22 protein-coding genes are annotated in these 21,235 nt (G+C 70.3%); 9 read left to right on the forward strand and 13 right to left on the reverse strand.

Features of this window, described 5'->3' with window-relative positions:
- Positions 1-21 precede the first annotated feature (21 nt).
- The 3 genes from BGN97_RS05775 to BGN97_RS05785 form a co-directional block, all read right to left on the reverse strand.
- On the reverse strand, positions 22-654 hold the full coding sequence (locus BGN97_RS05775) for a TetR/AcrR family transcriptional regulator (RefSeq protein WP_292698820.1): 633 nt from the start codon (positions 652-654) through the stop codon (positions 22-24).
- 204 nt (positions 655-858) lie between these two features.
- A complete protein-coding gene (gene argG / locus BGN97_RS05780; RefSeq protein WP_292698822.1) occupies positions 859-2,289 on the reverse strand; it encodes an argininosuccinate synthase in 1,431 nt (476 codons plus the stop codon).
- 53 nt (positions 2,290-2,342) lie between these two features.
- Positions 2,343-2,867, reverse strand: a complete 525-nt coding sequence (locus BGN97_RS05785; RefSeq protein ID WP_292698824.1) for a MarR family transcriptional regulator — start codon at positions 2,865-2,867, stop codon at positions 2,343-2,345.
- Positions 2,868-2,978: 111 nt separating this feature from the next.
- On the opposite strand from BGN97_RS05785, the gene idi reads away from it, so the two are divergent.
- From idi to BGN97_RS05825, 8 genes are read left to right on the forward strand one after another with little or no spacing between them, the layout of a single operon-like run.
- Positions 2,979-3,515: an isopentenyl-diphosphate Delta-isomerase gene (idi, locus tag BGN97_RS05790; protein WP_292699029.1), complete on the forward strand. Its 537-nt coding sequence runs from the start codon at positions 2,979-2,981 to the stop codon at positions 3,513-3,515.
- Positions 3,508-4,572: a polyprenyl synthetase family protein gene (locus BGN97_RS05795; RefSeq protein WP_292698826.1), complete on the forward strand. Its 1,065-nt coding sequence runs from the start codon at positions 3,508-3,510 to the stop codon at positions 4,570-4,572. Before idi ends, BGN97_RS05795 begins: the two co-directional genes overlap by 8 nt.
- Complete coding sequence (locus BGN97_RS05800; protein ID WP_292698828.1) at positions 4,569-5,447, forward strand: squalene/phytoene synthase family protein; 879 nt, start codon at positions 4,569-4,571, stop codon at positions 5,445-5,447. Before BGN97_RS05795 ends, BGN97_RS05800 begins: the two co-directional genes overlap by 4 nt.
- Complete coding sequence (gene crtI / locus BGN97_RS05805; RefSeq protein WP_292698830.1) at positions 5,444-7,012, forward strand: phytoene desaturase family protein; 1,569 nt, start codon at positions 5,444-5,446, stop codon at positions 7,010-7,012. Before BGN97_RS05800 ends, crtI begins: the two co-directional genes overlap by 4 nt.
- Positions 7,009-7,332 (forward strand): lycopene cyclase domain-containing protein, encoded by a 324-nt coding sequence (locus tag BGN97_RS05810; RefSeq protein ID WP_292698832.1) that lies wholly within the window; start codon positions 7,009-7,011, stop codon positions 7,330-7,332. Before crtI ends, BGN97_RS05810 begins: the two co-directional genes overlap by 4 nt.
- Positions 7,329-7,664 carry a lycopene cyclase domain-containing protein gene (locus BGN97_RS05815; protein WP_292698834.1) on the forward strand — a complete coding sequence of 112 codons (336 nt, stop codon included), beginning with the start codon at positions 7,329-7,331 and terminating at the stop codon, positions 7,662-7,664. Before BGN97_RS05810 ends, BGN97_RS05815 begins: the two co-directional genes overlap by 4 nt.
- Entirely contained in the window at positions 7,657-8,547 is an 891-nt protein-coding gene (locus BGN97_RS05820) for a prenyltransferase (RefSeq protein WP_292698836.1), read from the forward strand. Before BGN97_RS05815 ends, BGN97_RS05820 begins: the two co-directional genes overlap by 8 nt.
- Positions 8,544-10,034 carry an SDR family oxidoreductase gene (locus BGN97_RS05825; RefSeq protein ID WP_292698838.1) on the forward strand — a complete coding sequence of 497 codons (1,491 nt, stop codon included), beginning with the start codon at positions 8,544-8,546 and terminating at the stop codon, positions 10,032-10,034. The genes BGN97_RS05820 and BGN97_RS05825 overlap by 4 nt, the downstream gene beginning before the upstream one ends.
- On the opposite strand, the gene BGN97_RS05830 is transcribed toward BGN97_RS05825, so the two are convergent.
- The gene (locus tag BGN97_RS05830) at positions 10,021-10,941 is read right to left on the reverse strand and encodes a BadF/BadG/BcrA/BcrD ATPase family protein (RefSeq protein WP_292698840.1); all 921 of its coding nucleotides are present in this window, start codon (positions 10,939-10,941) and stop codon (positions 10,021-10,023) included. The two genes, BGN97_RS05825 and BGN97_RS05830, sit on opposite strands and share 14 nt — an antisense overlap.
- A gap of 135 nt (positions 10,942-11,076) precedes the next feature.
- Here BGN97_RS05830 and BGN97_RS05835 point away from each other — a divergent pair, with 135 nt between their 5' ends.
- Positions 11,077-12,612 carry an FAD-dependent oxidoreductase gene (locus tag BGN97_RS05835; RefSeq protein WP_292698842.1) on the forward strand — a complete coding sequence of 512 codons (1,536 nt, stop codon included), beginning with the start codon at positions 11,077-11,079 and terminating at the stop codon, positions 12,610-12,612.
- A gap of 13 nt (positions 12,613-12,625) precedes the next feature.
- Here BGN97_RS05835 and BGN97_RS05840 read toward each other — a convergent pair whose 3' ends face one another.
- The 9 genes from BGN97_RS05840 to BGN97_RS05880 form a co-directional block, all read right to left on the reverse strand.
- Positions 12,626-13,462, reverse strand: coding sequence for a hypothetical protein (locus BGN97_RS05840; RefSeq protein WP_292698844.1), 837 nt, complete (start codon positions 13,460-13,462; stop codon positions 12,626-12,628).
- On the reverse strand, positions 13,452-14,519 hold the full coding sequence (locus BGN97_RS05845; protein WP_292698846.1) for a type IV toxin-antitoxin system AbiEi family antitoxin: 1,068 nt from the start codon (positions 14,517-14,519) through the stop codon (positions 13,452-13,454). The genes BGN97_RS05840 and BGN97_RS05845 overlap by 11 nt, the downstream gene beginning before the upstream one ends.
- A gap of 73 nt (positions 14,520-14,592) precedes the next feature.
- Positions 14,593-15,723 (reverse strand): hypothetical protein, encoded by a 1,131-nt coding sequence (locus BGN97_RS05850; protein ID WP_292698848.1) that lies wholly within the window; start codon positions 15,721-15,723, stop codon positions 14,593-14,595.
- Positions 15,717-16,541: a hypothetical protein gene (locus BGN97_RS05855; RefSeq protein ID WP_292698850.1), complete on the reverse strand. Its 825-nt coding sequence runs from the start codon at positions 16,539-16,541 to the stop codon at positions 15,717-15,719. The genes BGN97_RS05850 and BGN97_RS05855 overlap by 7 nt, the downstream gene beginning before the upstream one ends.
- On the reverse strand, positions 16,538-17,584 hold the full coding sequence (locus BGN97_RS05860; protein WP_292698852.1) for a VWA domain-containing protein: 1,047 nt from the start codon (positions 17,582-17,584) through the stop codon (positions 16,538-16,540). The genes BGN97_RS05855 and BGN97_RS05860 overlap by 4 nt, the downstream gene beginning before the upstream one ends.
- Positions 17,581-18,567, reverse strand: a complete 987-nt coding sequence (locus tag BGN97_RS05865) for a VWA domain-containing protein (protein WP_292698854.1) — start codon at positions 18,565-18,567, stop codon at positions 17,581-17,583. Before BGN97_RS05865 ends, BGN97_RS05860 begins: the two co-directional genes overlap by 4 nt.
- A gap of 11 nt (positions 18,568-18,578) precedes the next feature.
- On the reverse strand, positions 18,579-19,067 hold the full coding sequence (locus BGN97_RS05870; protein ID WP_292698856.1) for a hypothetical protein: 489 nt from the start codon (positions 19,065-19,067) through the stop codon (positions 18,579-18,581).
- Positions 19,054-19,992: a DUF58 domain-containing protein gene (locus BGN97_RS05875; RefSeq protein ID WP_292698858.1), complete on the reverse strand. Its 939-nt coding sequence runs from the start codon at positions 19,990-19,992 to the stop codon at positions 19,054-19,056. The genes BGN97_RS05870 and BGN97_RS05875 overlap by 14 nt, the downstream gene beginning before the upstream one ends.
- 28 nt (positions 19,993-20,020) lie before the next feature.
- The gene (locus BGN97_RS05880) at positions 20,021-20,968 is read right to left on the reverse strand and encodes an AAA family ATPase (RefSeq protein WP_292699031.1); all 948 of its coding nucleotides are present in this window, start codon (positions 20,966-20,968) and stop codon (positions 20,021-20,023) included.
- Positions 20,969-21,235: the final 267 nt, after the last annotated feature.

The following is a 21,235-nucleotide window of genomic DNA, read 5'->3' on the forward strand; positions in this document are numbered from 1 at the left end:
CGGCATTCCGAGCATAGGGGCTCACGCGGCGCTCTCCGCGACATTCGAGGCGAGGGTGATGTCGGGGTGCGCGGTGAGCAGGGCATCCGCTTCCCGCCAGGAGAGTCCCGCGATGCTCAGCACGGTGCGCACGGCGAGGTCGGCGGCGCCGGCGCTCGCCGCATCCGTGCGGGCCACGACCGTGCGTGCCATCTCCTCGATGAGGCGGGCGAGCGTCGGGGCGGCGAGGTCGGTGCGGAAGCTGCCGTCCTCCTGCCCGCGGCGCACCAGGCCTGCCACGGCGTGGCGCAGCGGGGCGAGCGCGTCGGCGGTGTGCTCCACGTGCGCCTCATCGAGCGCGAGCACGGCCGCGAACTGCACGTGCGCGGCCTCCTGCCACAGGCGCGCGGCAAGGCGGGCGAGGGCCAGCCGGGCGTCCGCGTCGGCGATCGACTCCGCGATGGCGTTGAAGCGCTGCGCGCCGATGACGATCAGCTCGCGGATGAGGGCGTCGCGATCGTCGAAGTGGCCGTACAGGGTGCGGCGCGACAGTCCCGCGCTGCGGGCGATGACGTCGACCGAGGCATGCGGGTCGGTGGCCAGGGTGTTGCGCGCCGCGTCGAGGATGCCTTCGCGGTTCGCGCGGGCGTCACTGCGCGGCGTTCGGGTCGTCATGCATCCAGGATACGTAACTTGCACAGCGATGTGCAAGTTGGTTCGGCGGACTCACAGCATCCGGCATCCGCTCCTTCTCCCGCGCACAGAACGGGGGCCGACACGCCACATTTCGGACGTTCTCGCTGGAAACGTCCGAAATCTGGCGTGTCGGCCCCCGAAGTGGAACACGCAGAAGGGCCCGGAAGGCCCTTCGAGAGTGCGTCAGTCGGTGCCGGAGTCGAAGGCTGCGCCCTCGGATGCCGCATCCACGGCCTCTGCGAGCTCCTCGTCAGCGGTCTCGGACGCGGCGATCTCGTTCGCACCGCCCGCGGTGACCTTGCCCACGAGCTCGCCGGTGGCGCCGCCGACCAGGCCGAGGTCCGCGTACTGCTCCAGGCGCGAGCGCGAGTCGGCGATGTCGAGGTTGCGCATGGTCAGCTGACCGATGCGGTCGACCGGGCCGAAGGCCGCGTCGCCGACGCGTTCCATGGAGAGCTTCTCGGGGCCGTACGACAGGTTCGGCGAGACGGTGTCGAGGATGGTCCAGTCGTCGCCGCGGCGCAGGCGGATGGTGACCGAGCCGGAGATGGTGAGGCCCACCCAGCGCTGGATCGACTCGCGCAGCATGAGGGACTGCGGCTCCAGCCAGCGACCCTCGTACATCAGGCGGCCGAGGCGGCGTCCCTGCTCGTGGTACGTGGCGAGGGTGTCCTCGTTCAGGATGCCGTTGACCAGGCGCTCGTAGGCGATGAAGAGCAGTGCCATGCCGGGGGCCTCGTAGATGCCGCGCGACTTGGCCTCGATGATGCGGTTCTCGATCTGGTCGCTCATGCCCAGGCCGTGACGGCCGCCGATCGTGTTGGCCTCCATGACCAGGGCCACCGGGTCGCTGTACTCGACGCCGTTGATGGCGACCGGGCGGCCGCCCTCGAACGTGACCGTGATGTCCTCGGTCTCGATGGCGACGGCGGGGTCCCAGTACTTCACGCCCATGATCGGGTCGACGGTCTCGAGCGAGACGTTCAGGTGCTCGAGGGTCTTCGCCTCGTGCGTGGCGCCCCAGATGTTGGCATCGGTGGAGTACGCCTTCTCGGCGGAGTCGCGGTACGGGAAGCCGCGCTCGACGAGCCACTCGCTCATCTCCTGCCGGCCGCCCAGCTCGGTGACGAAGTCGGCGTCGAGCCACGGCTTGTAGATGCGCAGGCGCGGGTTCGCGAGCAGGCCGTAGCGGTAGAACCGCTCGATGTCGTTGCCCTTGTAGGTGGAGCCGTCGCCCCAGATGTCCACACCGTCCTCGCGCATGGCGCGCACGAGCAGCGTGCCGGTGACCGCGCGGCCCAGGGGAGTGGTGTTGAAGTAGGTCTTGCCGCCCGAGCGGATGTGGAAGGCACCGCACGACAGGGCGACGAAGCCCTCCTCGACGAGAGCGGTCTTCGCGTCGACCAGGCGCGACGCCTCGGCGCCGTACTCCAGCGCGCGGCCGGGGATCGAGGCGATGTCGCTCTCGTCGTACTGGCCCAGGTCGCCCGTGTAGGTGAAGGGGATCGCACCCTTCTCGCGCATCCACGCGACGGCGACGGAGGTGTCGAGACCACCGGAGAATGCGATGCCGACCTTTTCGCCGACCGGGAGGGACTGGAGCACCTTGGACATGCGCTCAAGTCTATCGGCGTGTCGCGGGTGGGCCCGTGCGAGTTGCGGAGCCCTCACCGTCCGGTGTGCGTCGCCAGCTCGCCCTGCGGGGAGTCCGCGTCGGTCATCGCGGACAGGAAGCGGACGACGGCGTCGCGGTCGGCGGCGGGGAGGGATGCCACGGCGGTGAACCGTCTGGCGTGCTGCCGGCCGATCGTGTCGTGGGCCGAGCGGCGGGTGCTGTCGGTCACCTGCAGGCACATGGTGCGCCTGTCCGAGGGATGCGGAACCCGGATCAGGTGCCCGCCGTCGACCAGGCGGTCGACGAGCTTCGTCGTCGACGCGCTCGAGATGCCCACCTCGTGGGCGATGTCCTTGGGCGTGACGAGCATGCCCTGCTCGGTCGCGCGGATGATCATGCGGATCGCCCGCATGTCGCTCTCATTGAGCTTCATGTAGCGCTTGGAGGCCTCGGACAGCTCCCGTGCGGCGGTCTGCCATCGTCGCAGCGCCTCGAGCACGCGGAAGCACGAGTCGACCTCGTCCTGCGACATACCTGAGCGGTCGATCAGGTCGGAGTCCGGCGAGAAGTAGTGCATGACTGCCATTCTGTGCGATTCCATCCCGGCGCGTGCGTCGGCTCAGTCTACCTGTTACCCTCGGCATAACTCTTTCCTGGCTAACGAAATCGAGGTGACGAGGTGGACGAGATGGTCGTGCTCGTGGACGAGGGCGGTGCGCCGATCGGGGAGACGCCGAAGCGGAGCGTGCACGGAACGTCGACGCCGCGTCATCTGGCGTTCTCCTGCCACCTCATCGACGCGCGCGGCCGGCTGCTCGTCACCAGGCGCGCGCTGGTCAAGGGGACCTGGCCGGGGGTGTGGACCAACGCCCTGTGCGGGCACCCCCTCCCGGGCGAGGCCATGGAGGATGCCGTTCGTCGTCGCGCCTGGTTCGAGCTCGGAGCGGAGATCAGCGGCGTCACGTGCGTCCTGCCCGATTTCGGCTACACGGCCCGCGATGCCTCGGGCATCCAGGAGAACGAGCACTGCCCGGTCTTCATCGCCGAGGTGGTCAGCCCGCTGGTCCCGCATCCCGAGGAGGTGGACGAGGTGGCGTGGACGACGGCCGGCGAGCTGAGCGCCGCCGCCTCCGCGGCGCCGTGGGCGTTCAGCCCCTGGCTGGTCGCTCATCTCCCCGCCCTCGCTCCGCACCTCGTCGAAGCCACGGGGAGGCGTCATGCCTGAGCCGGCCGCCGACGTCGGCCGTCGCACCGACGTCCTCGAGGTGCGACTGAGCGAGATCCTCACGAGGCGCGCGGAGCGCTCGCACGCGTTCTCCGCTCCGTACGCGGAGCTGTGGGAGGCGCTCGCGCGGATGGCCGCCGGCGGCAAGCGGATCCGCCCGCGCATGCTGATGGACGCCCACGAGGCGCTCGGCGGCACCGACCGGCGAAGCGCGCTGGACGCGGCCTGCGCGATGGAGCTCCTGCACCTCGCCCTCGTCATCCACGACGACGTGATCGACCGCGACCTGGTGCGGCGCGGCGAGATGAACATCACCGGACGGTTCGCGGCCGACGCGGTCGTCCGCGGAGCATCCCCCGAGGCCGCGCGCGCATGGGGCGAGGCGTCGTCGCTGCTCGCCGGAGACCTCGTCCTGACAGCCGCGCACTCCCTGCTCGCACGACTGAACGTGGCACAGGACCGGCGCGAGGCGATCCTCGACGTGTTCGACGACGCCGTGTTCGAGAGCGCGGCCGGCGAGCACGACGACGTCTGGCTGAGTCTGCACCTGGAGGAGATCTCGCCGCGGGAGGTGCTGGAGATGGCCGACCGGAAGACGGCGTCCTACTCCTTCGCCGCACCGCTGCTGATCGCGGCGATCCTCGCCGGCGCCGGCCGGGACCTGATCGCCGAACTGAGCACCATCGCGCGGCTGATCGGCGTCGTCTATCAACTGCGAGACGACGTGCTCGGCCTGTTCGGCGATGAGCGGCAGACGGGCAAATCGGCGCTCAGCGACCTGCGCGCGGGCAAGGAGACGCTGCTGGTCGCCTATGCCAGGTCCGATCCGGCATGGGCCGCCGTCGGCACGCTCTTCGGCGACGCCGACCTCAGCGTGAGCGACGCGCAGCTCATCCGGAGCGTGATCGAGGAGTCCGGGGCGACCATCTTCGTCGAGTCGATGATCGCGGAGCGGTGCGACGAGGTGGACCGGCTGGTCCGGGCATCCGGCCTGCCCGAGGCGCTCCGCGAGCAGCTCCTCGCCCTGACCAGGGCCTGCGTCTCGAGGAACTCGTGAACGGCCTGGACCTCTACAACGAGACGGCCCAGGCGAGTGCGGCCGTCGTCATCCGCCGCTACTCGACCTCGTTCAACTGGGCGAGCCGCCTCTTCGACGCGCCGGTGCGTGAGCACATCGCCCGCATCTACGCGCTGGTGCGGCTCGCGGACGAGCTCGTCGACGGCCCTGCCGAGACGGCCGGGCTGGACACCCGGATGCGGGGGACGCTGCTCGACGAGCTGGAGGCCGAGACCGGACGCGCGCTGCGGATCGGCTTCAGCGCGAACCTGGTGGTGCACGCCTTCGCCCTGACCGCGCGGGAGCACGGCTTCGGCACCGACCTGAGCGGCCCGTTCTTCGCGTCGATGCGGCGGGATCTCGGCGAGGGGACGTGGGATGCCGCCGCACTGGACGAGTACATCCACGGCTCCGCCGAGGTCGTCGGGCTGATGTGCCTGGCGGTGTTCGAGTCGCGCCGCGCTCGCGGAGGAGCCCCGTCCCGCAGCGACGAGGAGAACGGCATCCTGCAGGAGGGGGCTCGGCGGCTGGGGGCCGCGTTCCAGAAGGTCAACTTCCTGCGTGACTACGCCGAGGACCGCGGAGCGCTCGGCCGCACGTATTTCGCGGAGACCGCCGACGGACTCACCGAGGACGCCAAGCACCGGATCGTCGCGTCGATCAGAGCCGACCTTCGCGCCGCCGACCGGGCCGTGCCGTTGCTCGACCGCGCAGCGCGCGCGTCGGTGTGGGCGGCGCAGGCCATGTTCCGCGAGCTCACGGACCGCATCGAAGCGACACCGGCAGAGGTGCTCGCCGTCACGCGCGTCCGCGTTCCCGACACGGTCAAGGCGGGCATCCTGGTGCGGGCCCTGGCCAGGAAGGCGTCACGATGAGCGCGTCCCGGGTCGTCGTCGTCGGCGGGGGAGTGAGCGGACTTGCGACCGCGTGCCTGCTCGCCCGCGACGGGCACAGCGTCACGCTGCTCGAGAGGAGCGGAGAGCTCGGCGGGCGTGCGGGGGCGTGGGAGCAGGACGGCTTCGCCTTCGACACGGGCCCGTCCTGGTACCTGATGCCGGAGGTGTTCGACCACTTCTACCGGATGATGGGCACCCAGACCGACGAGCAGCTCGACCTGGTGCCGCTCGAGCCGGGGTACCGCGTCTACGGCGAGGCATCCGCCTCCCCGACCGTCGGCGTCACCGCGGCGATCGACGTCCCGGCGGGTGCCGACAGGATCGCCGACCTGTTCGAGGGCCGCGAGCGCGGGTCGGGCGAACGGGTGCGCCGCTACCTGGCATCCGCGACGCGCACGTACCGCGCGGCGGTCTCCTCGTTCCTCTACAACCCGTTCTCCTCCTGGCGCAGCTTCACCTCCCCGGCGGTGCTGCGGGCGGCGCCCGCCGTGGTGCCGCTGCTGATGCGCTCACTGTGGTCGTTCATCGCCCGGCGATTCCGCGATCCGATGCTGCGCAAGATCCTCGGCTACCCCGCCGTGTTCCTCGGCACGTCGCCGTTCGACGCCCCGGCGCTCTACCACCTGATGAGCCACATGGATCTCGTCGACGGCGTGAGGTACCCCCTGGGCGGATTCCGCGCGTTCGTGGCGTCGCTGGCCGCGCTGGCGAAGGAGGCGGGCGTCGAGATCCGCACCGGCAGCGACGCCGTGCGGATCGTCAGCGAGCAGGGGCGTGCCCGCGCCGTCGAGTTCGAGCAGGACGGCCGGAGGCAGCGACTGGATGCCGACATCATCGTCTCCGCGATCGACGAGCACCACACCGAGACCGTGCTGCTCGCCCCCGAGGACCGGTCCTACCGGCCCGGTCGGTGGCGCCGGCAGGTGACCGGTCCGAGCGCCGTGCTGGTGCTGCTCGGCATCCGCGGCGCGCTGCCGCAGCTGCCCCACCACACGCTGCTCTTCTCGGACGACTGGCGCGAGAACTTCGATGCGATCTTCGGCGCGACCCCGCGCGTGCCCCGCCCGCCGTCGATCTACGTCTGCAAGCCCAGCGCGACGGACGACTCGGTGGCGCCCGCCGATGCGGAGAACGTCTTCGTGCTGGTGCCGCTGCCGCCCGACCCGGAGATCGGTCATGGCGGGCTCGGTCGCGCGGGCGATGCGCAGGTGACTCGGATCGCGGATGCCGCGGTGGCGCAGATCGCTCGCTGGACGGGCATCCCCGACCTCGAATCCCGGATCGTCGTCCGGCGCACGATCGGACCGGCCGACTTCGAGTCGGACTTCAACACGTTCCGGGGCAGTGCGCTGGGACCGGCTCACACGCTGAGGCAGAGCGCGTTCCTGCGCGGCGTCACGCGCTCGCGCAAGGTGTCGGGTCTGTTCTACGCCGGCGCGACGTCGGTACCGGGGGTCGGGCTGCCCATGTGCCTGATCAGCGCGGAACTCGTGCTCAAGCACGTGCGGGGCGACCACTCGGCGGGTCCGGCGGAGGTGCGATGAGTCTCGTGTACGCGGCCGCGCTGCTGCTCAGCGGGGCATGCCTGGTGCTGCTCGACCTGCGCTTCGCGCTGGTGATGCGTCGGCGGCCCGCCGCTGCGGCGATCGCGCTGGCGGTGGGGCTGGCCTTCTTCATCGCCTGGGATGCCGCGGGGATCGCGCTCGGGGTGTTCCGCCATGTGGACTCGGGCTGGGCGAGCGGGATGCTGCTGGCGCCGGAGTTCCCGGTCGAGGAGCTGCTGTTCCTGCTCTTCCTCAGCTATCTGACGCTGATCCTGCTCAGCGGGTGGCGGCGCTGGAGCGAGAGCAGGGACCGGCGATGACCTATCTGCTCCTGTCGACGCCCTTCGTCGTGGCGGCGCTCGTCCTGTTCGGGATCGGCGCGGCCGACGCGCGACGCCGGGGCGACCTGCGGCGGTATCTGTCCGCGTGGGGTGCGAGCACGGCCGTGCTGCTGGTGCTCACGACCCTGTTCGACAACATCATGATCGCGGCGGGGTTCTTCGACTATCGCGAAGACGGCATCTCGGGCATCCGCATCGCGCTGATGCCGGCCGAGGACCTGCTGTATCCGATCGCGGGAGCGCTGCTGCTCAGCGGCGTCTGGCAGCTGCTGGACGCCGCGCGCGGAACGGGAGGACGCTCCGATGCCTGATCGCCCCTCCGCCGTGCGCACGCTGTTCGTGGCATCGCGGCCGCTGAGCTGGATCAACACCGCATTCCCGTTCGCCGCGGCCTACGTCCTCACCACCGGGAGGATCGACACCGCACTCGTGATCGGCACGCTGTTCTTCCTGGTGCCGTACAACCTCACGATGTACGGCGTGAACGACGTGTTCGACCACGAGTCCGATCTCGCCAACCCCCGCAAGGGCGGAGCCGAGGGCGCCAGGCTGCCTGTCGCGCTGCATCCCCTCACCCTCTGGTCCTCGGCGGCGCTCACGGGGATCTTCGTCGTGGCGCTGGTCGTGCTCGGCGCGCAGCGCCCGCTCTCGTGGCTCGTGCTCGCGATCAGCGTCTTCGCGGTGCTCGCCTATTCGGTGCCGCGGCTGCGGTTCAAGGAGATCCCGGTGCTCGACTCCATCACCTCGAGCACGCACTTCGTCACCCCAGCGCTGTACGCGTTCGCTCTGGCCGGCACGACCATGACGCCGCCGCTGATCCTCACGATGGTCGCGTTCTTCTGCTGGGGCATGGCCAGCCACGCGTTCGGCGCCGTGCAGGACATCGTCCCCGACCGCGAGGCCGGGATCGGCTCCATCGCGACCGTGCTCGGCGCCGCGCGCACGGTGCGGATCGCGATCCTGCTGTGGGCGCTCGCCGGGGTGCTCATGCTGTTCGCGCCGTGGCCGGCGTCGCTCGCGGCGCTCGCCGCCGTGCCGTACATCGTCATCGTCGCCCCCTTCGCGCGGGTGGACGACGCGCACTCCGGCTCGGCCAACCGGGCCTGGCGCCGGTTCCTCGCGATCAACTACGCGGTCGGCTTCGCGGTGACGATGCTGCTGATCCTGTGCGCCAGGGAAGGACTGTTCGCATGACCCGTGTACTCGTCACCGGCGCCACCGGCTACATCGGCGGTCGTCTGGTCCCCCAGCTGCTGGACGCCGGTCATGAGGTGAGCGTGTTCGTCCGCTCGGCGTGGAAGCTCCGCGATGTGCCGTGGCGCGCCCGGGTGAAGGTCTTCTCGGGCGATCTCGAGGATCCGATCGCGACCCGCCGCGCCATGGCCGGCATCGAGGTCGCCTTCCACCTGGTGCACTCGATGAGCTCGGGACGCGGGTTCCGCGCCGTGGAGAGGCAGGGCGCCGAGACGTTCGCGGATGCCGCCGCGGCATCCGGCGTGCGCCGCGTGGTCTACCTGGGCGGCCTGCACCCTCGCACCGGCGGTCTGTCCGAGCACCTCGCCTCGCGCGCGGAGGTGGGGAAGGTGCTGCTGGAAGCGCCGGTGCCCGCGATCGTCTTCCAGGCGGGGATCGTGATCGGCTCCGGCTCGGCGTCGTTCGAGATGATCCGGCACCTGACCGAGGTGCTGCCGTACATGCCCGCGCCCCGCTGGGTGCGGAACAGGGTGCAGCCGATCGCCGTGCGCGACGTGCTGCGGTACCTCGTGCGGTCGGTGGATGCGCCGGGGGATCTGAACCGGACGTTCGACATCGGCGGACCCGACATCCTGCGGTACGGGCAGATGATGAACGGGTATGCGGTCGAGGCGGGCCTGCCGCAGCGGCACATCGCCGCGCTGCCCGTGCTGACCCCCTGGCTCGCGTCGCAGTGGGTCAGTCTGGTCAGTCCCATCCCCCGCCAGATCGCCGTGCCGATCATCGCCTCGCTGCAGAACGACTGCGTCGTGAGCGAGCACGACATCGACGACGTCATCCCGCCGCCCGCGGAGGGGCTGCTGCCATACCGCACCGCCGTGCGTCTCGCCCTCCGGCGCGAGGCCGACGGCGAGGTGGAGACCAGCTGGCAGAGCGCGACGGTTCCCGGTGCGCCGAGCGACCCCCTGCCGAGTGATCCGGACTGGGCGGGGCACACCGTCTTCACCGACCTTCGCGAACGCCGGAGTGGCAGCTCGCCGGAGGCCATCTGGCGCGTGATCGAGGCGATCGGCGGGGAGAGGGGCTGGCACTCGTTCCCCCTGGCGTGGGCGGCCAGGGGCTGGATCGACCGCCTTGTCGGCGGGGTGGGCATGCGCCGCGGGCGCCGGCATCCGTCCCGCGTGAACAGCGGCGACGTCATCGACGTCTGGCGCGTGGAGTCCGTGGAGCGGGGACGGATGCTGCGGCTGCGTGCGGAGATGAGGATGCCGGGGCGCGGCTGGCTGGAGCTGGGGGTCGAGCCGGATCCGGCCGGCGGCAGCGTGTACCGGCAGCGGGCGATCTACTTCCCGAAGGGGCTCAGCGGGCGGCTCTACTGGCTGGTGCTGCTGCCCTTCCACGGCATCATCTTCAACGGCATGGCGCGCAGCATCCTGCACGAGGCCGAACGCAGCGAAGCCGCCGCCCCGGGACTCAGCCCCGGCTGAGGTCCGCGAAGCGCTCGCGGAGCGGATGCTGCGCCCCGAGCCCCGCGAGCGAGACCGCGCCGTCGAGGCCCGAGCCGGCCGGCGGCACGAAACGGGCATCAGGGCGATCGGCGCGCACCGCATCGGCGAACGCCGCGCGGATCAGGTCCGAGCCGAACACGCCGCCGACGGCGCCGACGGCGGCGTCGTCCGGGGCGTCGGTCACGCGCAGCGCGGTGGTGACGGCCAGGGCCAGTTCGGTCGCGGCCGCGCGGCAGATGCCTCCCGCGACCTCGTCGCCGGTGGCGGCGAGCAGAGCGGTGGGAGCGGCGAAGGATGCCACGGTGCGCACGCGGTCCTCGGATGCCTGCAGTGCCGTGTACGCGGAGTCGAGGTCGGGCCAGCGGTCCTGCACCACGGCGGTCAGCGCGGTGGCGGGACCGCGCCCGTCGTAGGCGCGCATCACGGCATCCAGTGTCGAGCGCCCGATCCAGTACCCGCTGCCGGCGTCTCCCATGATGTAGCCCCAACCGTCGACGCGGGTGGAGTGCTCGGGGCCGACGCCCAGTGTGACGACGCCCGTGCCGGCCGCGACCACGGCGCCGCACCTGTCGCCGAGCACGCCCAGGAACGAGGTGACCGAATCGTGGGTCACCACCACGCGGCGCACGCCGCCGAGGGCGGGGTGCGCGAGCAGGGCGGATGCCTCGGCATACGCGTCCGTGAGTCCGGAGACCCCGAAGGTGATGGTGTCGGGGGAGCCGCCGGCGGACGCCACGACCTCGGCCAGCTGCGGCAGCAGCGGGCGGTCGGTGAGCACGCCGGGGAACAGCGCATCCGTCGCCGTGCCGTCGGCGCGGATCAGCCGGGTCTTGATGCCGGTCTGCCCGGCGTCGATCGCGAGCAGCGCGCGATGTTCCTGTGACAAGACGTGTCCTCTCGTGGCGGGCCCCTTGCCAGCGTAGGACATCGGCTGGGTGGGATGTCCGCCGAAGTCAAGCCCCGCTGGGTTCGGCGCGCAGCGCGGTTGACTTGAGCTCCGCTCCCCGTGAAGGAGGCTCTCGTGGCATCACTGTGGCTCGACCGGCAGCGCGAACCGGTTCCGACCGACGCATTCGACCCTGGCGCCCGCTACGACGCGGTGGTCGTCGGCGCGGGACTCACCGGGCTGACCACCGCTCTGCTGCTGTCCAGAGCGGGACTCGGGGTGGCGGTGCTCGAGGCGCGCTCGGTCGGCGCGGTGACGACCGGCCACAGCACCGCGAAGCTGAGCCTGCTGCACGGCGGCGTGCTCTCGGGCATCCGCTCCCGAGGCTCCCGGCGAGTGCTGCAGGCGTATGCGGACGGGAACCGCGAGGGCCGGGAGTGGATGCTGCGGTACCTCGACGAGCACGGTGTCGAGGTGCAGCGGCGCGACGCGTTCACCTACGCGGGCTCGCCGGACGGGGCCGAAGCGCTCGACGAGGAGTACGAGGCGTGCCGGGATGCGGGGCTCGAGGTCGAGCGGGTGACCGAGACCGGCCTCCCCTTCGAGACCCATGGCGCGCTGCGCCTCCCGGATCAGGCCCAGTTCGACCCGATGGACGTGCTGCACGCGCTCGCCGCCGATCTCCGCTCCCGCGGCGGTGTGATCGTGGAGGGCGTACGGGTGAAGGACGTCGACACCGGCGACCCGTGCCGCGTCGTCACGCCTCTGGGCGACGTGCTCGCGACGACGGTGGTGCTGGCCACAGGCACGCCCATCCTCGACCGCGGCCTGTACTTCGCCAAGCTTAAGCCGTCGCGCTCCTACGCGCAGGCGTACCGGGTCCCCGGCGGCGGACTCCCGCAGGGCATGTACCTCTCCATCGACGCGCCGGGCCGCTCACTGCGCACGGCTCCGATCTGCGGTGAGGAGCTGCTGCTCGTCGGCGGCAACGGGCACACGGTGGGTCGTGAGGAGGACACCCGACGGCTCACCGACGACCTGGAGGACTGGACGCGGCAGAGGTTCCCCGGCGCCGAGCGCACGCACGCCTGGTCCGCGCAGGACTACGAATCGATGAACCTCGTGCCGTTCGTCGGATGGATGCCGCGCACCGGACATCGCGTGGCCCTGGCGACCGGCTACAACAAGTGGGGGATGACGAACGCGGTCGCCGCGGCGCTGAGCATCGCCGCCGACATCCTGGGCGGCAGCATCCCGTGGGCGCAGACGCTGCATCATCGGGTGACCCTGCCGAAGGACGTCGCGCACGGCGTCGCGGCGAACGCCCAGGTGGCGGGTCGCCTCGCCTCGGGCTGGGTGGGGTCGGGCCTGCATCCGCTGCCGGAGGACCCGCCCGCCGAGGGCGAGGGCGCCGTGGGGGCGTACGACATGGAGGCCACCGCGGTCTCGACCGTGGACGGCACCACCTGCCGCCTGTCCGCCGTGTGCACGCACCTCGGCGGCATCGTCACCTGGAACAGCGCGGAATGCACCTGGGACTGCCCGCTGCACGGCTCCCGCTTCGACGCGCAGGGCCGGTTGTTGGAGGGTCCGGCCGTCGAGGACCTGCACGCGATCGACGAACCCGAGCTCCCCGGCGACGCGCACGAGCCGGTGGAGGACCGATCTTAGGCCGCTGAGACGGTCACAGTGTTTTCAGGAAGAGTTGTGCCGAAGTGATCACGTCGGCCGTCAATTGTTCGGCGTCGGCTTCGTCACCCGCTCTGAGGAGCTGCCGGACCACGACATCAACCCACTCCGATCGCGGGTCGGCCAGTCGCTCGACTGCAGTCCGTACGTGAGGGATGAACGGATCCTGTAGCGGTGACAAGGGGACAGCGGCGACGGCGTCGGCAGCCGCACGCGGACCGCCGGGCGAGTACATCATCACGAAGGCGAGGTCGTATGCGTCCTTCTGAAGTCCACGGCTCAGCAACGCCGTGGACTTGGCGACGAGGTATCCGCCGAGGCTGGCGAATCGCAGCGACAGCTCCGTTGGCGCATCGGGAACCTCGGCGTGCACGGCGTCAGGTACACGGAGCACTCGCAGGACCGGAGCGCTCGTCACAGCCGCAGGTCCGCGCATGTTCTTCGCAGCAGCTCGAGCGGTGCCTGGCAGCTCGATGGGCAGCCCCGGGGTATCGGATACGTCGCAGACCAAGTCGAGCCGTACATGTGCGTCGCCGAGCACACCCGTCCATTGCCATCCGGTTGCATTGGCCTGGAATCCACCGACGTCAAGTGCACGCTCGAGCCACCCGAAGTCGAGGTCGTCACGATCGTAGAAGACCCCGAGTTCGAAGAGGAGGTCGACGTCCGTCGTACCGAGATGAGGGTGCGGCGCGGTTGGTGCGAGGAAGTCGGGGTTCAGGCCTCCGATGACGATGAAATCCGTCGCGTGCCTGCCGGCGAGCAGCGCGAACCGGATCAGCGCTTCCTCCGCGCGGGCGCGTGCGGGTCGACTGCGTTCGTCAGAATCCAATGGAAACCTCGCGGAGATGCTCGGCCGCATCGGCCCCGCGTCCGCCCTCGCGCACGAGGTCCGCGTATATGCGCACTGAGGATGCCACGGGGAGGCCGGCAGCGAAGCGGCGCATGGTGAGGACGTGAGATGGCGCGGAGTGCAGATGGATCCGAGCGCCGCGGTCGACTTCCGATAGGTCGTCATGCGATGCCAGTGCTGCACGAGCGTCCTCGAAGTGGTCTTCCTGCACGTAGATCAGGAGATCAGGGATGCTGGTGGCGAACGGGGCCACGGCATCGGCTGCCACCCATCCGGACGCCGCCCACGGAATCGAAGCGAGTTGTGATCCGACGATATCGACCCACGTGCTCGGGTCCCGCGAGAGTGTGTGGAGCTCGGAGCGTCGGTCCTTGCGCGACGTCCGCGCGAAATGGCCTGCCCAATCGCTGAGCAGGCGCCCGGGCTCGCGCAGCTCCCGTATCGAGGTTGGGCCCCTCTCAGGACCGAACTTGGCCGTATATCCCTCCTCATCGAAGGCGACCAGCACCTTCGCGACCTGTCCAGGAGAGATACCGGTGGCTTCTGCGATCTGGGTGAGTCGGTCGACGCCGTTCCATCCGGGCACGTGGCCCTGCGGTGGCATCCCGCGACGCGACAGTACGTACTCGGCCACAGCTTGAGAACTCCGCGACCACGAGAGGTCCGTCGTCGTGCGGTCCAGCAGACGCTTCGGCTTGAGCCGGTAGATGTGGAGGCCACCCGGCATGATGATCTCCGCCTGCCCGTCGGCATCGGCCCACGCGAGGGCGTGCTCCTCAAGCATCCGGATCGCCCCCGGGCTCATCCTGCGTGCGGTGATGACGGGGATCGACGAAGTCTCGAAGTCAATGCTGCGCAGTGAATCGAGTACGCGGATGACGTCAGCGGGAAAGCCTTCGCCCGCCCACACGGGGCGAAGGGCGATGAGCTGACCGTCGTTGATCACGATGCCGCCGCCGGGATCCGACTCCGAGTGCAGGCGGCTCGGGATGACGTTTCTCAAGATCGCCGTCGACAGGTTCTCTCCTCGAGGCATGGTTTTCACCATATCAGGAAACAAGTCCATTTTCTCGAAATAACCGGCTGAGTTGTGGATGAGGAGAAAACCATCAGAACCCGGGGTAGTCCTTCAGCTTCTGCTCGTACGCGGCGCGGTCCTTCTCCTGCAGCACCTGGCGCGCGAAGACGACCAGCTGCACGCCCTCGAGGGGCTCGCCGCTCTGCTGCTTGAAGGCCTCGCGCTGGGTGCGGAAGTCCCCGGTCTGGTCCTTCGACAGGTCGTACACGTAGGTGTAGAACCGCAGCGGATCCGGATAGGTGTCGGAGTAGTACTCCCAGGTGTGCTGGCGCTCGGGGTCGTCGGACCCGTAGAGCTTGGTGAGCATGTCGTTCGAGATGCCCATCACGCCCGGCTCGTTCAGCGCGTACAGATCGGACATGCCGTTCTCGGCGAGCACCTGGTTCACGACCCGCATCACATCGCGCTTGCGGCGGGTGTCCTGCACAGGCTGCTCGGTCGTCCACACCGTGGAGGTGTACTTCTGCAGCATCGACTCGCCGCCGTAGCCGTTGCGCTCCGGGCTCACGTCGACCTCGCCGGTCTGCACCCAGGTGAACCCGAACTGCTGCGTGAGACGATCGCGCACCTCGGCCATCAGCTGGTCGCCCTGCGCCTGCACATCCTCCAGCGACGGGTTGTCCAGAGCCTGCCGCTCGGGCACCCCCTTGATGCCGGGGTACGCCTCCTCGTGCTTCTGCTTGTCCGACTTCGTGCCGCCGTAGGCGTGCGTGGCCGCCGAGCGCAGCGCGCCCATCGCGCCGACCGTCGCGACGTTGAAGACCAGCGTCACCGCCAGGGCGACCACGCCCAGCGTCCGCCCGCGCGCCGTGAACAGCGCGGCGACGATCACGCCGAGCACCACGAACTGCACCACGATCATGGACGCCCCGTACAGGGCATCCGTGCCGCCGGCGCCCATCATCAGCAGCATGACCAGCACGAACAGACCCGTCGCCGTGATCGCGACCAGGCCCAGAGCGTTCACGCCCTTCTTCCCGGCCGGCGGTGCCGCCGTGTAGACCACGTCGCCGGATGCTGCGTTCGAGCCAGCAGAGTTCAGACCGGCCGCGGCGTCCAGCCCGGTCGACGTGCGACGCGCGCCGTGATACCCGCCGGGCGGCGGCAGCGGCGGGGCGCCCTCGGCGCCGCCGGTGTACCTGCTGCGCTGCTGCTCTACCATGGCTTGTCCGTCCCGCCGCCGGAGCCCTCTTGGTCGCCGCCGGTCTGGTTCTCGCGGTCCTGGGCGCCTTCGTTGAGCTTCTTCTCGATCTCGTCGAGGTCCCCCTGCGAGGGCTGGTCCTGCGGCTGCTCGCTCTCTTCGGGCTGCGGCTGCGGGTCCTGATCCGGCTTCTGCTGCTGCTGGCTCTGCTGCTGCTTCTCCTGCTGACGCTGCTGGTTCTGATCCAGCGTGTCCTTCATGTCGCGGTTCTGGTCGGGCGACTGGTTCTGCGCCTCGTCGCTGCTGCACTCCTTCGGGGTCTCCGCCGTGATCTGCAGCGCCTCGCCGTAGAACTGCGCGGCCTTCGCGGCGTCGCCCTTCGCCTGCGCGGCGTCGCCCTGCCGCTCCACCACCAGCGACAGGTTGATCCGCACGTAGCAGACGTCCAGCCCCTGGGCGAGGGGAAGCGCGCGCTCCAGCTCGGTGCGGGCCTGGGGCAGCTTCTCCGCGCCGGCCAGCGCGGTGCCGATGTTGTACGGCGCCTTGAACTGCTCGAACCAGTTCAGGAAGTCCTGCCCGCGAGCGGCCGACTCCGATTCGGCGTACCCGCCGGTGACGAACGCGCTGATCGACTGGTGTGCGAACGCGTACATGCTCAGCAGCTTGCCGACGAAGAGCAGCGCGGCGAGCGTGAGCGGCAGGGTGCCGATCGCGACCCAGCGGCGGATGCTGCGCCTGCGGCGGTTCGCAGCCAGCAGCGCCGCCGCGGCGTCGGCGGGCGTCGGGCTCGCGGGGGTCTCGACGGTGGCCGCCTCCGGTGCGGGGTGGAGGGTGGTCATGCGGTGCCTCCCTTGTCGCTCGACGGGCGCGGGGCGCGCGCGGGCCGGTCCGCCAGCCCGCGCAGCCGGGTGACCAGCATCGTCGCGCGGGCGAGCTCGACGCCGATCAGCGCGACCAGCACGAGCGCGAGCACCCAGTACAGCTCGATCACGTTCCCCACCTCGCCGGAGGCGGCGTAGTCGGTCGTGGTGGTCGGCGCCTTCGGCAGGGCGATCTCGGCATCCGCCGTGCGGTGCTGGTACTCCACGCCCAGCTGCGCGCCGATCCGACGCAGGTTGGCCTCGTCGATCACCGACTTGGCGCGCTCACCCTGGTACTCGATGTAGCCGCCCTGGCCGCTCGCGCCCGCCCGGCCGGTGGTCTTCTTCATCGGCCCGCCCTCGGCGGTGCCGTAGCCGAGCACGGCGCCGCCGTCGACGTACTTCGCGCTGCTCGCGAAGGACTCCGGATCGCTGGACGTCGTCTGCTCGCCGTCGCCGAGGTAGAAGACCATGCGGCTGCGGTCGGGCGACGACTTCGCCGCCGCCGAGAGGGTGTCGGCCAGCATCCGGTTCGCGATGCTGATCGACGAGCCCCGGGACTGGTCGGTGATCTCGGGGAGCATCACATCGAGCGAGGACATCAGCGCGGTGGCGTCCGTCGTCAGCGGCAGGCGCAGCTGCGCCGCCGCGTCGAAGCTGATCAGGGAGAACCGCGCGCCCGGGTACTCGGAGACGATCGACTGCACGTCGGCCCGCACGCCGGTCAGGCGCGGCTTGTCGCCGTCCCAGTCCTCGGCGATGATGCTGGCCGTGGTGTCGACGACGATCACGATGTCGGTGTCCGTCGCCAGGGTCTGCGAGGTGCCGCCGGGGATGCCGGGGCGCAGCAGCATGGCGAACACGACGACGATCATCCCCAGGCGCAATGCCCAGATCGGGCGGCCGGGGGTGCCCGGAGCGCCCTTCCTGGGACCCTTGATGAGGGCACGGATGACGAGCGCCGCCGGCGCTGCGAGCAGCAGCACGAGCAGGACCGGATGCAGGACGGGCTGGAGGATCACAGGCGCACCCTCCACAGCAGCACGAGGAAGCCGAGGATCGAGACCAAGGTGAGCGCGATCGCCAGGTTCGGGCTGTCCACGCGCACCACCTGCGCCTGACCCTTCAGCGCCGTCGCCTCCTGCTTCTGGATCTCGGCGATGATGTCGCCGACCGTGGTCGTGTCGCGCAGCGCGTAGGACCTGCCGCCGGTCAGCGCCGCGGCGTTCTCCAGCTGCGCGCTGACCTCGGCATCCTTGCCCTGCACCGGGTTGAGGGCGAACACGCGCACCTTCTTCGACTTCGCGTACTGCGCGGCCTCCTCGATGGTGAGGATCGAGGCGCCGGCCAGCTCGTTGTCGGTGGCGAGGATCACCGAACGGCTGCGGTCGTCCTCGGCGTGGTCGAAGCGCATGGTGCAGGCGGCGAGCCCGTCGCCGATCAGCGAGGCGCCGGGCCCGTTCAGCGTTCCCACCCAGTGCTCGGGCGTCTCGTCGTTGTAGTCGAAGCTGGTGCGGATGCGCTGCAGCTGCTCCTTCACGAAGGGGTAGTCGTCGGTGAGGGGGAACACCTGCACGGGCGAGCTGTTGAAGATCGTCAGCCCGATGCGCTCGCCCTTGAAGCCCTTCAGCAGCTCCTCGAACACGCTCAGCACCTCGACGTCGACGTCCGACATCGAGCCGGAGACGTCGAGGCACAGCATGATGTCGCGGCTGTTGTTGATGGGCTGGATGGTCTTGGCGGCCATGGGCCGCGCGGCGACCACCCCGCCCAGCAGAACGGCGATCGCGCCGACGATGAGGATGCCCGAGAGCAGGCTCATGCGACGGCGGACGGATGCCCGGAACGACGGCAGGCTGCGCAGCCGCTCGGCTCGGGAGACCAGCGCGGCCGGTGCCCTCTCGGCGCGCTCACGGCCGCGAAGGCCGAGCAGCACGCCCACGGTGGCGGCGGCGAGCAGCACGCCGAGCGCGACGAGGATCATCCACGGTGTGTTCAGTTCCATGTCTGAACCTCTCAGTGCCAGCTTCTGACGACTTTGCGCGCCGCCTCGGCGCCGTACCGTGGATCGATCGCCGGCCCGCGCTGGAAGATGCTCGGGTAGTAGTGCCGGCGGATGGCGTCGATCAGCGCCGGATCGACCCCGCGGGCGACCAGGTCGTCGAGCGCGAGCACGGGAGCTTCCAGGCCGGAGTAGTCGTTCACGAAGCCTCGCACGAGCCGGCTCAGCTCGAGGTTCGCCTGCTTCGGAGGCATATTCCCGGACCGGTATGCATCTTCGATGCGCTGCACGTCGGCGAGGTACTCGGTGCGCAGCTGCGTGAGCACGTCGGCCGTCGGAGGCGTGTAGGAGGGGGCGCCGTGCAGTGTGATGCTGTGCTTCGGCCGGGTGAGGAACCACAGCAGCCAGGCGGCGACACCGAGCAGAAGCAGGATGCCGATCGCGAGCAGGATCCAGCCCCAGCCGTACTGAACGGGCGGATAGAGGTCGTCAGGCGCGGGCATGCGACCTCCTGTTCAGCATCGTCAGCAGGGTCGCGACCGCGGTGTCCTGCCCGCCGAACTCGGCGTGCGTGATCTCGTGGCGGCGCAGCACCTCGTCGCGGTGCGCGGTGTCCGCCTCCTCGAGGGCTGCCAGCTCCGCCATCACCTCGGCGTCGCCGTGCACGAAGTCGGGGATGCCCCAGCCGCTGTCCACGTCGCGACGGTGACCGGGAGCCGTGCGGGCGAGGCTCGGATCGACGGCGCGGTCGAACGCGCTCGCGCGCCCGCTGCCGGCGACCACGATCTCGGCATCCCGCACCGTCAGCCACAGCACGTCGTGCTGCACCTTGAGCCGGCGCAGCAGCCGGTCGGTGTCATCCGACATCGGCGTCTCATCGGTGACGATCACGACGATCGAGCGTCGCGAGATGTTGCGCGCGGTGTAGCGGAGCAGGGCGTCCCGGTCGCTCGGGGCGTCGCTGTCGTCGATGGCCTGGCGGATGGTGCGCAGGGCGTGCTCGAGCGCCCCCTCGGTGCCGCCAGGGGGCAGCCGGCGCACGCGGGACGAGTCACCGTAGATGATCGAGAAGTCATCGCCGTGGCGAACGGTGAGGAAGCCGAGGGCGCCGGTCAGCAGCACCACCAGATCGCGCTTGGACCGCTCGTCCTCGGCGAGGGCCTTCATGCCGCGACCGGAATCCACCAGGAACAGCACCGTGTGCATGCGCGTCGCCTTGGTGCGCTTGATGAGCGGCTCGCCCTGCTTGGCCGTGGCGCGCCAGTCGATGTCGCGCACCTGATCGCCGAACTCGTACGGACGCAGATCCTCGAAGTCGAGGCTGCGCCCGCGCAGCAGCGATGCGTAGGCGCCATCGAGCGCGTGCATCGACTTCTGCGATGAGCGGATGAAGAGCTTGCTCTTCACCTGGGTGATCAGACTTGCCACAGCTTGGGTCCCTGAGCCTGTCGAAGGGTTACGGGGTGGGCACCGACGCGAAGATCTGGTCGATGATCTCCTCGCTGCGGATGCCCTCGGCATCCGCTTCGAAGGTGAGCAGCACGCGGTGACGCAGCACCAGGTGGCGCAGGCCGCGGATGTCCTCGGGCAGCACGTGCGTGCGGCCGTTCAGCAGCGCCAGCGCGCGGGATGCCTGCAGGAACGCGATGCTCGCGCGGGGGCTCGCGCCGTACTTGATGAACCGGGCGCGCTCCTCGCCGATGTACGGCCCCGGGTTCCGGGTGACGTACGCGAGCTGCACGATGTAGTTGCGGATCGCGGGGTCGATGTAGACCCGCGAGGCGATGTCCTGCAGATCCTGCACGTCCTCGAGCGAGATCACGCCGGGCACGTGCCGGTCGGGGTTGAGCACGCCGGAGTCGATGCGTCCGAGGATCTCGAACTCCTCGGCCGGGCTCGGGTACTCCACGATCTCCTTGAGCAGGAAGCGGTCCATCTGCGCCTCGGGCAGCTCGTAGGTGCCCTCCTGCTCGATGGGGTTCTGCGTCGCGATCACGAGGAACGGCTTCGGCAGGGCGTGGATCTCGCCGCCGATGGTGGTCTGCCGCTCCTGCATCGCCTCGAGCATGGCCGACTGCGTCTTGGCGCTGGAGCGGTTGATCTCGTCGAGCAGCACGAAGTTGGCGTGCACCGGTCCCAGCACGGTGCGGAAGGTGGCGGTCGCGGCGTCGTAGATCTGGCTGCCGGTGATGTCGCTGGGCAGCAGGTCGGGGGTGCACTGGATGCGCTTGAAGCTGGCCTTCACGGTGTCGGCGAGCGTGCTGGCCGCCGTGGTCTTGGCGAGTCCGGGCACGGACTCCAGCAGGATGTGCCCGCCGGCGATCAGCGAGATGAGCAGACTGCTGCGCAGCCGGTCCTGGCCGACCATCTTGGTGGAGTACGAGTCGGAGATGACCTTCAGGATGCGCTGCGCCCGGGCGAGCTCCTCGGGGGTCGCGTTCGCCTGGGGGGCCTGCGCTGCCGAGCCGGGGCGGTCCCCCGAAGGCACGGGGGCTCCCGAGTCCGTCGACGGGGTGGGCAGCGGCGGCCGCGGTGGGGCGGATGGACGCGTCGCATCGACGGCATCCGTGTCCCAGTGCGCATCAGCGGGGGCCGCCGCGGCGGTCGGCGCGGATGCGATCGGGGCAGCCGGGGCGGGCGGAGGCGGGGGCGCGGACGAAGCGGCTGGCCC

It is taken from the genome of Microbacterium sp. 69-10, from assembly GCF_001897945.1.
Taxonomy (GTDB): domain Bacteria; phylum Actinomycetota; class Actinomycetes; order Actinomycetales; family Microbacteriaceae; genus Microbacterium.

What these genes read in the sequence shown, in the direction of transcription:
- BGN97_RS05775 (WP_292698820.1), bottom strand. Translation starts at nt 654, where the DNA reads ATGACGACCCGAACGCCGCGCAGTGACGCCCGCGCGAACCGCGAAGGC.
- argG (WP_292698822.1), bottom strand. Translation starts at nt 2,289, where the DNA reads ATGTCCAAGGTGCTCCAGTCCCTCCCGGTCGGCGAAAAGGTCGGCATC.
- BGN97_RS05785 (WP_292698824.1), bottom strand. Translation starts at nt 2,867, where the DNA reads ATGCACTACTTCTCGCCGGACTCCGACCTGATCGACCGCTCAGGTATG.
- idi (WP_292699029.1), top strand. Translation starts at nt 2,979, where the DNA reads ATGGTCGTGCTCGTGGACGAGGGCGGTGCGCCGATCGGGGAGACGCCG.
- BGN97_RS05795 (WP_292698826.1), top strand. Translation starts at nt 3,508, where the DNA reads ATGCCTGAGCCGGCCGCCGACGTCGGCCGTCGCACCGACGTCCTCGAG.
- crtI (WP_292698830.1), top strand. Translation starts at nt 5,444, where the DNA reads ATGAGCGCGTCCCGGGTCGTCGTCGTCGGCGGGGGAGTGAGCGGACTT.
- BGN97_RS05810 (WP_292698832.1), top strand. Translation starts at nt 7,009, where the DNA reads ATGAGTCTCGTGTACGCGGCCGCGCTGCTGCTCAGCGGGGCATGCCTG.
- BGN97_RS05815 (WP_292698834.1), top strand. Translation starts at nt 7,329, where the DNA reads ATGACCTATCTGCTCCTGTCGACGCCCTTCGTCGTGGCGGCGCTCGTC.
- BGN97_RS05820 (WP_292698836.1), top strand. Translation starts at nt 7,657, where the DNA reads ATGCCTGATCGCCCCTCCGCCGTGCGCACGCTGTTCGTGGCATCGCGG.
- BGN97_RS05825 (WP_292698838.1), top strand. Translation starts at nt 8,544, where the DNA reads ATGACCCGTGTACTCGTCACCGGCGCCACCGGCTACATCGGCGGTCGT.
- BGN97_RS05845 (WP_292698846.1), bottom strand. Translation starts at nt 14,519, where the DNA reads ATGCCTCGAGGAGAGAACCTGTCGACGGCGATCTTGAGAAACGTCATC.
- BGN97_RS05850 (WP_292698848.1), bottom strand. Translation starts at nt 15,723, where the DNA reads ATGGTAGAGCAGCAGCGCAGCAGGTACACCGGCGGCGCCGAGGGCGCC.
- BGN97_RS05855 (WP_292698850.1), bottom strand. Translation starts at nt 16,541, where the DNA reads ATGACCACCCTCCACCCCGCACCGGAGGCGGCCACCGTCGAGACCCCC.
- BGN97_RS05865 (WP_292698854.1), bottom strand. Translation starts at nt 18,567, where the DNA reads ATGGAACTGAACACACCGTGGATGATCCTCGTCGCGCTCGGCGTGCTG.
- BGN97_RS05870 (WP_292698856.1), bottom strand. Translation starts at nt 19,067, where the DNA reads ATGCCCGCGCCTGACGACCTCTATCCGCCCGTTCAGTACGGCTGGGGC.